This is a genomic window from Planotetraspora mira (genome assembly GCF_016863275.1).
GTDB classification, from domain to species: domain Bacteria; phylum Actinomycetota; class Actinomycetes; order Streptosporangiales; family Streptosporangiaceae; genus Planotetraspora; species Planotetraspora mira.
On sequence record NZ_BOOO01000004.1, the window covers coordinates 166,952 to 178,954 of the forward strand.

The following is a 12,003-nucleotide window of genomic DNA, read 5'->3' on the forward strand; positions in this document are numbered from 1 at the left end:
GGTGGCGAACGGTGGACTCGGCACGGCATACCCGCGAGGCGGGGAACCCACCTCGTCTCCTGGTGATGCTGGGCGCGGTCGCACTGGTCACGACCACGGGGGTCGCCCTCTGGCTGCTTCCCGCACAGATGCGCGCCGACTGGGGCTCGTCGCCGGAGCCCACGAGGTCGCTGGCGGCCGCGCAGCCGCCCCTGACGGCCGACCCCGGAACGCCTTCCGCGCCGCCCTCCGGCGCCCCCACGCCCGGCCGGGCCCACACCAGCCGCCCTTCCGGCTACGTGGGGTTCGTGGACGCCACGCGCAACCCGAGGTTCGACCTGTCGGCCAACGCACGGCGCACCGGGATCCGGTGGTACATGGTCGGCCATCTCACGGCGGGCCTCGACGGCTGCTCCCCCATCTGGGACGGCGCGCCCGGCAGGGACGACCTGGTCGCCGATCGCATCGACCGGCTGAGGGCGCAGGGCGGGGACGCCGGGCTGGCGTTCGGCGGGCCGTACGGTCCGGAACTGTCGGCCACCTGCCCGAGCCAGGCCCGCCTGACGGAGGCCTACCAGCAGATGATCGACGCCTTCCGGCCCATCGCGATCGACTTCGAACTCGGCGACCAGGGTGACGGCGCCACCGTCGAGCGCCGGGGCGTGGTCATCGCGACCCTCCAGCACGAGGCACAGGACGCCGGACGCCCGCTCGGTGTCACCTTCACGCTCCCCGTGACCGAGGACGGCCTGGCGCCCGCCCACGCCGACATGTTGCGCGCGACCCACGAGGCGGGAGCGGAGATCGACACCGTCAATCTGCTCATGAGGTTCGTCCCCGGCTCCCGTGACAACCTGCGCAGGCTCTCCGTCGCCGCCAGGTCGGCACACGCCCAACTCGAGCAGGCCCTCGGCGTCGGCGGCCGGGCGGGCTGGCAGCGGATGGGGCTCACCCCCGTCCTGGTGAGCCCGGACGACCTCAGCGTCTCCGAGGCGGAGAGGCTCCTGGCGTTCCGATCGAGGACCGGGCTCGCCTGGCTGTCGGTCCGGGGGGCCCGGCCGGCGGACGACGTCCTTCGCCTGCTCAGCGCCCCGACCTCCACCTGACCTCCCGCTCCGGAGCAACAGATGATCCAAGCCGACGGGCGGCCCCCCTCAGGCGAGCCGCACCGACGCTAGACCGGCTCCTTGACCAGCAGCGCCACGCACTCCACATGGTGGGTCATCGGGTACTGGTCGAACGCCCTCAGCCCGTCCACGCGATAGCCGTGCCCGGCGAACCAGGCGATGTCACGCGCCAACGTCGCGGGGTCGCAGGAGACGTAGACGATCCTCGACGCGCGCAACGACGCGACGCGGTCGACGACGGGACGGCCGAGACCGGCCCTGGGTGGGTCGGCGACGACGAGATCGGCCACCTCGAGGTCCAGCCGGTCGAGGGCCTCCTCCACCTTGCCGCGCTCGAACGTGGCCTGTGGCAGGTCACGCAGGTTCCAGCGGGCGTCCTGGACGGCCTGCGGCTCCGACTCGATCCCCAGCACCGCCCCCTCGGGCCCTACGGCACGAGCCAGGCCGGCGGCGAACAGGCCGGCGCCGCAGTAGAGGTCGAGGGCCCACTCCCCCTCCTTCGGCTGCGCGAAGTCGAGCACCGCGTCGAGCAGCGTCTCCGCCGCCCCGGGGTGGACCTGCCAGAAACCGCTCGCCGTCACCCGGAAGTCCCGGTCGCGGACCCGCTCGACCAGCGACGCCTGTCCCCGGAGCGCGCGTGTTCCGCGCTTGCCCTCGTCGAGGAGGACCGACGCGTCCACGTCCGGTACGGCCACGCGGCGGTGAGGCCGGGGTTCCACGATCACCGCCCGGTCGCCGCCCCCCGCCGCGACCACTTCGACCGACGCGCCCCCGGGCCAGTTGAGGGTCTCGGCTCCGATCTCCTCGACGGCGGGATGGGCGATCAGGCACCGGTCGATGTGCTCGATGTCGTGGGACCGATGGCGGCGGAGGCCCGCGGAGCCGTCGGTGTCGACGGCGAACTGCACGCGCGTGCGCCAGCCGAGCCCGTCCGGCGCGCCCGGCACCTCCTCGACCACGACCTTCCACTCGAGTCCGGCCAGCCGCTGAAGCTGCTCGGCGACGACGTCGGCCTTCATCCGCCGCTGCGCGTCGAGTGACGCGTGTTGCCAGTCGCAACCGCCGCACCGTCCGGGCCCGCTGAAGGGGCACGGCGGCGTCACCCGGTCAGGGGAGGCCTCGAGGATCTCGACGGCGTCGGCTCTGAGGAACCGGGCGGTCTCCTCGGTGATCTCGGCCAGGACCCGCTCCCCTGGCAGGGCGTGCCGTACGAACACCACGCGGCCCTCGTGCCTGGCCACGCACCAGCCGCCGTTGGCGACTCGCTCCACGGTCAGCTCAACCGGCACCGTGGCCTCCTTCGCATGTCATGCGGTCAATCATGCCTTGACCTGATCGTCCTTCGGCGCGGGCGTCGAGTATGAGCGCCGGGCCGCGCCGGGAGCGAGGCCGACCGGGCGGCCCTTGAGGCGATCGGAGGAGGCCAGCTGCCACGGCACGCTGGTCACCATGACGCCGGGCTTGAACAGCAGCCGGCCCTTGAGCCGCAGCGCGCTCTGGTTGTGGAGCAGGTGCTCCCACCAGTGGCCCACGACGTATTCGGGGATGTAGACGCTGACCACGTCGCGAGGCGAGCGGCGGCGCAGCGACTTCACGTACTCGAGCACCGGGCCGGTGATCTCACGGTAGGGCGAGTCGAGGATCTTCAGGGGCACGGGGATGCCCCGACGGTCCCATTCCTCCTGCAGCCTGGCCGCCTCGTCGGAGTCGACGCTCACCGTGACCGCCTCCAGGGTCGAGGGGCGGGTCGCCTTGGCGTACGCCAGGGCGCGCAACGTCGGCTTGTGAATCTTGGAGACGAGCACGACGGCGTGGTTGCGCGCGGGGAGCATCGACTCGTCGGTCTCGCCCTCCTCCGGCGCGGCCAGTTCGGCGGCGACGCGGTCGTAGTGGTGGCGGATGCCCTTCATCATCAGGAACAGGACGGGCATGGCGATGCAGACGATGTACGCGCCGTGGGTGAACTTGGTGAGCAGGACGACGACCAGCACGATGCCGGTCATGATGCCGCCGAAGCCGTTGATGACCCGCGCCCGCAGCATGCGGAACCGGGCCTTGGGATCGGTCTCGGTCTTCAGGTGGCGGGTCCAGTGCCGCACCATGCCGAGCTGGCTGAGCGTGAACGAGACGAAGACGCCGACGATGTAGAGGTTGAGCAGCTTGCTCACATCGGCGTTGAAGGCCCAGATCAGCAGTCCCGCACCGGCGGCCAGCAGGACGATGCCGTTGCTGAACGCGAGGCGGTCGCCCCGGGTGTGGAGCTGGCGCGGGAGGTAGCGGTCCTGGGCGAGGATCGAGCCCAGCACGGGGAAGCCGTTGAAGGCCGTGTTGGCGGCGAGGAAGAGGATCAGCGCGGTCACCGCCGAGATCACCACGAACAGGGCGGAGCCGTCGCCGAAGACGGCCGACGCGACCTGCGCGATGATCGGCTGCTGGTAGTAGCCCGGGCCGGCCGGGTGGCCGTTGATCAGGATGTCCCTGGCGGCGTTGGCGGGCTCGGTGACCTTCACCCCGGACTTGAGCCCCAGGAAGATGATCCCGCTGAACATGGTGACCGCGATGCCGCCCATCAGCAGCAGTGTCGTGGCCGCGTTCCGGCTCTTGGGCTTGCGGAAGGCCGGCACGCCGTTGCTGATCGCCTCGACGCCGGTCAGGGCGGCGCACCCGGACGAGAACGCGCGGAGGACGAGGAAGGCGAGGGCGAACCCGGCCAGGTCCGCCTGCTCGGACACGATCTTGTAGTCGGCCGTCGGCGCCCGCAGATCGTCCCTGAGCACGAGTAGCCGGAACATGCCCCACAGGACCATGCCGATGACCGCGATCATGAAGGCGTAGGTGGGGATGGCGAACGCGACACCGGACTCGCGCAGGCCGCGCAGGTTGATGACGGTCAGGATGACCACGATCCCGATCGCCACCAGCGGACGGTGCTCGGCCACGAACGGAATTGTGGCGCCCACGTAATCGGCGCCGTTGGCCACCGACACCGCGACCGTGAGCACGTAGTCGACGAGCAGCGCGCTCGCCACCGTCAGCCCGGCGTTGGCCCCGAGGTTCGTGGTCGCCACCTCGTAGTCGCCGCCACCGCTGGGGTAGGCGTGGACGTTCTGCCGGTACGACGCGACGACGACCAGCATCACGAGGACGACGGCGGCCGCCACCCACGGGCTGTAGCTGTAGAAGGTGGCGCCTGCCAGTGACAGGATGACCAGGATCTCCTGCGGCGCGTAGGCCACGGAGGACAGCGCGTCGCTCGCGAAGACCGGCAGGGCCACGCGTTTGGGCAGCAGCTGATCGTGGAGCTGCGTGCTTCGTAGAGCGCGCCCCACGAGGAGCCGTTTGACAAGATCCGTCACCTTTGACACGTCTGTTGAGCCTAGTACGCGACGGCCCTCCCGGCGCACATGGTCTGGACGAGAGCGCGACATACTGTCTGCAACAGGAGTCCGCCACAAACCCACGGCGGGAGAGTATGCATATCGTGATCATGGGGTGTGGACGGGTCGGCTCGACCCTTGCCCACATTCTCGAGGACAACGGCCATTCGGTCGCCATCATCGACCGCGACCCGCAGGCCTTCCGCAGGCTCCGCGCGGGCTTCCGCGGCCGCAGGGTGACCGGCATGGGCTTCGACCGCGACGTGCTCGGGGAGGCCGGCATCGAGTCCGCGGCCGCCTTCGTCGCCGTCAGCAGCGGCGACAACTCCAACATCATCTCGGCGCGGGTCGCGCGGGAGATGTTCGGCGTCGAGAACGTCGTCGCCCGCATCTACGATTCCCGCCGGGCCGAGGTGTATCAGCGGCTCGGCATCCCGACCGTCGCCACCGTCCGCTGGACGGCCGACCAGATCCTGCGCAGGGTCCTTCCCGAGGGCGCGGAGCCGCTCTGGCGCGACCCCACGGGCACGGTGATCCTGGCCGAGGTGCCCTTCCACCCCGGGTGGATCGGCTTCCGGAGCATGGCCGTCGAGAGCGCCGCGGGCGCACGCGTGGCCTTCGTCAACCGCATGGGTGAGGCACTGGTGCCCAAGGACGACACCGTGGTCCAGGAGGGCGACATCCTCCATCTGATCGCGGCGGAGAACGACATGGAGCGGATCAACAAGGTGCTGTCCAGCGCGCCGTCGGACGAGGAGCACTGATGCGCGTCACCATCGCGGGCGCAGGCGCCGTGGGCCGCTCCATCGCGGCCGAACTGCTGGAGAACGGCCACGAGGTCCTGCTCATCGACATCGACCCCAGAGCCATCAAGATCGACAGTGTCCCTCGGGCCGAGTGGCTCCTCGCCGACGCCTGCGAGATCTCCTCGCTCGACGAGGCGGGGCTCAACGGCTGCCAGGTGGTGATCGCGGCCTCCGGCGACGACAAGGTCAACCTGGTGGTCTCACTGCTCGCCAAGACCGAGTACGGCGTGCCCCGCGTGGTCGCCCGGATCAACCACCCGAAGAACGAGTGGCTGTTCAACGAGTCATGGGGGGTGGACGTCGCGGTCTCGACCCCACGTCTGCTGTCCGCGCTGGTCGAGGAGGCGGTCAGCGTCGGAGACCTGGTCCGGCTCATGACCTTCCGCCAGGGCCAGGCGAACCTCGTCGAGCTCACCCTCGCCGAGGACGCACCCGTGGTCGGGCAGCGGGCCGGGTCCGTGCCGTGGCCGGAGGACGCCGCTCTGGTCGCCATCCTCCGCGAGGGCCGGGTGCTCGTCCCCTCGGCCGACGATCCGCTGGAAGCGGGCGACGAGCTGCTCTTCGTGGCCAACCAGGAGGTCGAGCACGAGCTCGCCCACCTGCTCTCGTCCCACTGACACGCCGATCCGCGGGTACGGCCGCCGTCTCGGCGGCGGCCGTGCTCAGCTCGCGGGCCGTGCCGTACCGGGTTGAGCGGGCTGCAGGGGCGTGCGGCCCCGGGTGAGCAGCCAGAGCATCGCGGCGAGCCCGGCGACCTGGAGCGGCCAGCCCAGCGCGAGCTTGGCGATGCCGAGGGTGGCCACCTGGCCCGACCAGTAGAGCGGAAGCTGCACCACGACGCGCAGCAGGCACGGCAACATCAGCAGCCACGTCAGCCGAGTGCAGAGGCGGACCAGGCCGGGGTCCTTGTGCCACGCCGTCGGGTCGCCGGTGACCGATCCGACGAGGAAGCCGACGATCGGCCAGCGAACGATGATCGACAGGAGCATCCCCGCGGCGTAGACGCCGTTGTAGTAGATGCCCGGCAGGAAGACGTCCTTGGCCTCGCCGGTGCGGGCCGCGAAGAAGGCGCCGACGCCGATGCCCACGAGGCTGTTGAGCACGAACTGCGGTGTGCTCCGCTGGACCAGCCGTACGACCAGGAGGACCACCGAGGCCGCGATGCTGACGATCAGCGACGCCTTCAGCTCGTTGGTCGTGATCCACATCGCGGTGAAGGCGACCGTGGGAACCGCCGCCTCGACGATTCCCCGCTTGCCGCCCAGCGCCTTCGACAGCTGGGCACGGACGGCCGATTCAACGGTTGCGTGCGCCTCCGGCGCGGCCGTCGTGTCCGCTGTGCTCATACCGTCTCCTGAAAGATCAAGGGCCACCAGCAGGGCGCAGCTCGTAGCGAGGATTGAACATGACCTTGCGGCCGTCCTGGAGACTCACCAGGCCCTCGGCCCGTACGACGCGGCCGGGCTCGATTCCGACGATCTTCCGACGGCCCAGCCAGACCAGGTCGATCACATCCGACCCGTCGTACAGCTCGGCCTCCAGAGCAGGCGCACCCCCGCGCGGCCGCAACGTAACGGTACGTAGCGTACCCGCCACACAGAACCGGCGGCGTTCGCCACACGCGGCGATGGGGGTGGCTCCTTGCCGCCCCAGGTCCTCACGCAGCTCAGCCGCCTCAAGGTCGGCCTGGCTGGTGGCCAGCCGCTGAAAGAAACCCCGCAGTCCGCCTCGTTTGGCAGGCTCCGGCGTGCTCATCGGTCGCTCACCAGCTTCCCAGCTCGCAGTTAAGAGGACCCGTCATCATGCCTTCAAGCGTAGGGGACGCTCTCATCGCAGACTACTTGAGCACATCCGAAGCCTAAAGGACAAGAATGGACGATCTCCGCACCGCGGACAGGGCCGTCAGCGCGTCTCGGTGATCTCCGGGCCACGCTCGAACGGGTACTTCGGCTGCTGGGCGGCCTGCTCCTCCATCGCCTGCCTGGCCTCGGCCGGCAACCTGAGCTGGATCGGGTCCTTGGGAGCCATGGGCTCCTCACCCCGGACCACCACGATGTCCCTGACGACGTTCTCCAGGGTCTCGGCCACGGCGGGGTCGACGGCCGCGCGCCCGCTGATGACCGCCCTGAGGAACCAGCGAGGGCCGTCGATCCCGATGTACCGGACGGGCTGCGGTTCCTGACCCTGCGTCGGGACCACGGCCGCCAGTTCGGTGCCGAACGGGCCCTCCTGCTCCTGGACCGTGCCGCCCACGGCCACGACCTCACGGGAGAGCTCGGTGCGAACCTCGTCCCAGATGCCGCTGCGCTTGGGGGCCGCGAACGCGTGCACCTGGAGCGCACTCTCGTTCACCAGGACGAGAGCGCCGTCGATCTGGTCCCCCGCCAGGCTGAGCTGCACCTCGAACCCCGGGCCGATGGGGAGGTGGAGACCTCCGAGATCGACCCGCTCGGCCTCCGGGTAGCCCTCCTGGGCGTCCCACGGGCCCGATGTCCGCGCGGGAGCGGGCCGGTCCTCCGAGACGGCCGGTGCCGCCTCCACCTCCGCGCTGCGCCTGCGTCGGAACACGTCCTTCACACTCCTCTATATGCCTTTATATGCCTTGCCGTGATTCACGGCTCTCAGCTGCCCGTGGATCCGAATCCGTTGGCCCCGCGCGCCGATCCCGGCAGACGCTCCACCTCGTGGAACGCGGCCTTCTCCACGCGCTGGACGACCAACTGGGCGATCCGGTCGCCTCGCTTGAGCCGTACCGCCTCTTTGGCGTCGGTATTGATCAAGGTCACCTTGATCTCCCCCCGGTACCCCGCGTCCACCGTCCCCGGAGCGTTCACGAGCGTGACGCCGAACTTGGCGGCCAGCCCTGAGCGGGGATGGACGAACGCCGCGTAGCCGTCGGGAAGCGCGATGGCGATCCCGGTTCCCACCACGGCCCGCTCTCCGGGCAGCAGTTCGACGTCCACCGTGGCGCACAAATCCGCCCCTGCGTCACCCGGATGGGCGTACGACGGCAACGGAAGCCCAGTGTCCAGCCGATGGATCAGGACCTCAACGCTCATGAGGCAAGACCCTACCCGTTGTGCTGCGGAGACACCGCGCCTCCCGCGTTAGACGACGGTTGCTCCTGATCCGGGGCGGTGGGTTCGGGAACCGACGGCCGCACGTCCGGCCGCGTCCGCTCCGAGGAGGGTTCCGGGGCCTGTGGAGGGACCTCAGGGGACGGCGTGTCGCCGGTTCCCGTGGCTTCGCCGGAGGACGGGCCGGATTGCGGCGGGGTCTCGGGCCGGCCGCGCCTCAGCTCGGGCAGCGCACGGTAGATCACGGCCGTCACGGGCACCGCCACCGCGGCTCCGGCGATTCCGCCGAGCACACCGCCGACGGCGAGGACCAGGATGATCGCGAGAGGGTGGAACGCCAGTGCCCGCCCGACGATGAGCGGCTGGAGGACGTGGTTCTCCAGTTGCTGCTCGACGACGAGGACTCCCACGAAGATCAGGGCGTACAACCAGCCCTGCGAGCCGAACGTCACGAGGGTCGCGATGGTGCCGGCGAAGAAGATGCCGACGATCGGAATGAAGCTGGCCAGGAACACCACCACGGCCAGCGGCGCCCAGAGCGGGACCTGCATGCCGGCGAGGACGACTCCGATGACGACGCCGTGGATCGCCGCGACGGTCACGGTGCCGTGGACGTAGTGGGAGATCGTGACCCAGGCGGCGCGCCCGGCGCGGTCGACGCGCGGCGACGTCCTGCCGAACGCGCGCAGGAACCAGGCCCAGATGCGGTCGCCATCCTTGAGCAGGAAGAACGTCACGAACAACATCAAGACGATGGACGTGAGCACCTCGACGATCGCCGTGGCCCCGGTGAGCAGGGTGTCGGTGATCCGGCTGCGCTGGTCGTTGACCTGCTGGGTCAGCTGGTCGACCATGTCGGCCAGCTGGGCCTCCTTGAGCTGGAGCGGCCCGTGGAGCAACCAGTCCTGCACGCTGCGGGCGGTCAGCTGGATCTGCTCGACCAGCCGCGGGAACTCCTCGTTGGCCCGCAGGCCGATCATGAAGCCGACGCCGACGATGATCGCCAGGCCGAACAGCATGGTGATCCACGTCGCGTAGATGGGGCGCAGGCCGAAGCTGCGCAGCCGCCTGGTCATCGGGAACAGCAGTGCGGTGAGGAGGAAGGCGATGGCCACCGGCAGGACGACGAAGCTCAGCCGCCCGATGATCAACGCGAAGACATAGATCATCGCGCCGAGCAGCAGCATGCGCCAACTCCATGCGGCCAGCGTGACCAGAACGCGGGGAACCGCGGCGTCTTCACGCTCACTAGGCGAGATCACGCGTCAAGCCTGGCATGTTCTCCGCCCAAACGCGCACGACTTTTGTTCACGCTCTGCATTTGCCATGAACGCAGCGTCCGCATGAGGTAATGCACACCCCCCACCGGGCGTGATCATGCACACCTTCGTGAAGTGATGCCCCGACCAGCCCCAACCCCCGGCGTGATCATGCACAGGTTCGTGGACGTATGGCTTGACCTGCCACTTCACCGGGCGTGATCATGCACAGGTTCGGAAAAGCGCACCGCGACCTGGCCTTTTCCGCTTCGTGATCATGCGCAGGTTCGCGGAAGTGTGCCCTGACGTGCATAAACACCTTCTGTGATCTGGCAATGACAGCGGGATTGCCAGATCACGGCGCAGCCCGCACCAGCTCAGACGGCGTATTCGCGAATCTATGCATGATCACGCTCGGCTTCTGCGCAGGTCGGAGGGTACGTTTCCGAACCTGTGCATGATCACGACCGGTGACGACGCAGGTCAGAGCGCACATCCCCGAACCTGTGCATGATCACGGCCAAGGAAGGGGCTGGTCCGCAGGGAGATCTACGAATGTGTGCATGATCACGCCGTATGGCGTGGGGGTGCTTGCGAAGGGTAGACACTAAGGTCATCACTGAGGAGGAACCATGGCGGACAATACGCGGGCTGACGCGGACAAGCCCGACATGCAGTGGCGGATCGTGGGCGGTCTCGTGGGGCTCGCCGTGGGCTTCGCCTCACGCAAGGTGCTCTCGTACGCCTGGGAGAAGTCCACGGGCAAGAAACCCCCGGCGAGCGCCGACTCGCTGGAGATCAGCCTCGGCGAGGCCATCGCCTATGCCGTCGTGATGGGCCTCGGCATGGAGGTCGCCCGGATCGTGGCCACCCGCGCCGCCGCCAGGAAGTGGCGGTCGTGGAAGGACGCGGCGAAGGACATCCAGCCCTAGTGGGCGTCGAGGGCCGTGAGGAAGTCGCTGGCCCACTTGTCGACGTTGTGCGTCGCGACCCTGCGCCTCAGTGAACGCATCCTGCGGCCCAGTTCGTGCGGGGTCGCCCGCATGGCCGCGAGCATGGCCCGTTTCATCCCCTCGATGTCGTACGGGTTGACCAGGAACGCCTGCCGCAGCTCGTCCGCCGCCCCGGCGAACTCGCTCAGCACCAGCGCGCCCCGCAGGTCGTGCCGGCACGCGACGTACTCCTTGGCCACCAGGTTCATGCCGTCACGCAACGGGGTGACCACCATGACGTCGGCAGCGCAGTAGAGCGCCGCCAGTTCGGCCTTGCTGTACGACTGGTGAAGATAGGTGATGGGCTGGCTGCCCAGCATGCCGTGCTCGCCGTTGATCCGGCCCACCTTCAGCTCGATGTCGTTGCGCAACCGGATGTACTCCGCGACCCGTTCCCGCGTGGGCGTGGCCACCTGCACGAACGCCGCCTCGCCCGGCTTGACCGTGCCGTCGCCGAGCAACTCGCCGAACGCCTTGAGCCGCTGGCCGATGCCCTTGGTGTAGTCGAGCCGGTCCACACCGAGCAGCACATGTTCGGGATCGCCGAGTTCCGCCCTGATCTCCTTGGCCCGGGCCTGGATGCGCGGCTCGCGGACCATCTGGTCGAGCTCGCCGAAGTCCACGGAGATCGGGAACGCGTCGGCGCGGACGGTCCGGCCGTCGACGAGGATCTCGTTGCGGTGGTTCTGCAGGCCGAGCAGGCGCCGGCAGAGCCTGATGAAGTTCGAGGCGCCACCGGGTCGCTGGAATCCGACGAGATCGGCGCCCAGCAGGCCCTCGAGGATCTCGTTGCGCCAGGGAAGCTGCCAGAACAGCTCCGCGGGCGGGAACGGGATGTGCAGGAAGAACCCGATCTTCAGGTCGGGGCGCAGCCTGCGCAGCATGGCGGGCACGAGCTGGAGTTGATAGTCCTGCACCCACACGACGGCCCCTGGGGCGGCGGCGTCCGCGGCGGCGCGGGCGAACCTGTCGTTGACCGCCCGGTAGGCGTCCCACAGCACGCGCGAGTAGACCGGGGCCGCGACCACGTCGTGGTAGAGCGGCCACAGGGTCGCGTTGGAGAAGCCCTCGTAGTAGAGCTCGACTTCGAGGGCGGACATCGGCACCGGGATCAGGTGCATGCCGTCGTCGTCGAAGGGTTTCAGCTCCTCCTCGGCGGCGCCGGTCCAGCCGAGCCAGGCCCCGTTGCGCCGCTGCATCACCGGCGCGATCGCCGTGACGAGTCCGCCGGGGCTGCGCCGCCATTCCTTCTCGCCCACGCGGTCCACGGGTAGCCGGTTCGCGACGATCAGAAACGAGCTGGTGCCATGCATGAAGCCCCTCCAGGGTCGCCTGTGCCCCACCATATGAAAGGCCACTGCGATCGCCCATACCCGTAAGGACGTG

At 69.3% G+C, this 12,003-nt stretch carries 12 protein-coding genes; 4 read left to right on the forward strand and 8 right to left on the reverse strand.

Going from position 1 to position 12,003, the window contains the following annotated elements; translation table 11 throughout:
• The first annotated feature begins 11 nt into the window (after positions 1 to 11).
• On the forward strand, positions 12 to 1,085 hold the full coding sequence (locus Pmi06nite_RS04300) for a glycoside hydrolase family 18 protein (protein WP_203951503.1): 1,074 nt from the start codon (positions 12 to 14) through the stop codon (positions 1,083 to 1,085).
• 68 nt (positions 1,086 to 1,153) lie between these two features.
• Here the strand turns inward: Pmi06nite_RS04300 and Pmi06nite_RS04305 are convergent, their stop codons facing one another.
• Both Pmi06nite_RS04305 and Pmi06nite_RS04310 read right to left on the reverse strand, forming a co-directional pair.
• A complete protein-coding gene (locus Pmi06nite_RS04305) occupies positions 1,154 to 2,395 on the reverse strand; it encodes a class I SAM-dependent RNA methyltransferase (protein WP_203951504.1) in 1,242 nt (413 codons plus the stop codon).
• Between the two features lie 30 nt (positions 2,396 to 2,425).
• A complete protein-coding gene (locus Pmi06nite_RS04310; protein ID WP_203951505.1) occupies positions 2,426 to 4,471 on the reverse strand; it encodes an APC family permease in 2,046 nt (681 codons plus the stop codon).
• 107 nt (positions 4,472 to 4,578) lie between these two features.
• Between Pmi06nite_RS04310 and Pmi06nite_RS04315 the strand changes: the two genes are divergently transcribed.
• Positions 4,579 to 5,247 (forward strand): potassium channel family protein, encoded by a 669-nt coding sequence (locus Pmi06nite_RS04315; RefSeq protein ID WP_203951506.1) that lies wholly within the window; start codon positions 4,579 to 4,581, stop codon positions 5,245 to 5,247.
• Entirely contained in the window at positions 5,247 to 5,906 is a 660-nt protein-coding gene (locus Pmi06nite_RS04320) for a potassium channel family protein (RefSeq protein ID WP_203951507.1), read from the forward strand. The genes Pmi06nite_RS04315 and Pmi06nite_RS04320 overlap by 1 nt, the downstream gene beginning before the upstream one ends.
• A 45-nt stretch (positions 5,907 to 5,951) precedes the next feature.
• Here Pmi06nite_RS04320 and Pmi06nite_RS04325 read toward each other — a convergent pair whose 3' ends face one another.
• The 5 genes from Pmi06nite_RS04325 to Pmi06nite_RS04345 form a co-directional block, all read right to left on the reverse strand.
• Positions 5,952 to 6,635 (reverse strand): DUF3159 domain-containing protein, encoded by a 684-nt coding sequence (locus tag Pmi06nite_RS04325; protein ID WP_203951508.1) that lies wholly within the window; start codon positions 6,633 to 6,635, stop codon positions 5,952 to 5,954.
• 16 nt (positions 6,636 to 6,651) lie between these two features.
• Positions 6,652 to 7,044, reverse strand: a complete 393-nt coding sequence (locus Pmi06nite_RS04330) for an OB-fold nucleic acid binding domain-containing protein (protein WP_203951509.1) — start codon at positions 7,042 to 7,044, stop codon at positions 6,652 to 6,654.
• Positions 7,045 to 7,191: 147 nt separating this feature from the next.
• Positions 7,192 to 7,857, reverse strand: a complete 666-nt coding sequence (locus Pmi06nite_RS04335; RefSeq protein WP_203951510.1) for a DUF3710 domain-containing protein — start codon at positions 7,855 to 7,857, stop codon at positions 7,192 to 7,194.
• A 53-nt stretch (positions 7,858 to 7,910) separates the two neighbouring features.
• Positions 7,911 to 8,348 (reverse strand): dUTP diphosphatase, encoded by a 438-nt coding sequence (gene dut / locus Pmi06nite_RS04340; RefSeq protein ID WP_203951511.1) that lies wholly within the window; start codon positions 8,346 to 8,348, stop codon positions 7,911 to 7,913.
• 11 nt (positions 8,349 to 8,359) lie between these two features.
• A complete protein-coding gene (locus tag Pmi06nite_RS04345; protein WP_239113631.1) occupies positions 8,360 to 9,628 on the reverse strand; it encodes an AI-2E family transporter in 1,269 nt (422 codons plus the stop codon).
• A 629-nt stretch (positions 9,629 to 10,257) separates the two neighbouring features.
• Here Pmi06nite_RS04345 and Pmi06nite_RS04350 point away from each other — a divergent pair.
• On the forward strand, positions 10,258 to 10,557 hold the full coding sequence (locus tag Pmi06nite_RS04350) for a DUF4235 domain-containing protein (protein WP_203951512.1): 300 nt from the start codon (positions 10,258 to 10,260) through the stop codon (positions 10,555 to 10,557).
• On the opposite strand, the gene Pmi06nite_RS04355 is transcribed toward Pmi06nite_RS04350, so the two are convergent.
• Positions 10,554 to 11,930: an alpha,alpha-trehalose-phosphate synthase (UDP-forming) gene (locus Pmi06nite_RS04355; protein ID WP_203951513.1), complete on the reverse strand. Its 1,377-nt coding sequence runs from the start codon at positions 11,928 to 11,930 to the stop codon at positions 10,554 to 10,556. The genes Pmi06nite_RS04350 and Pmi06nite_RS04355 overlap by 4 nt on opposite strands.
• Between the last annotated feature and the right edge of the window lie 73 nt (positions 11,931 to 12,003).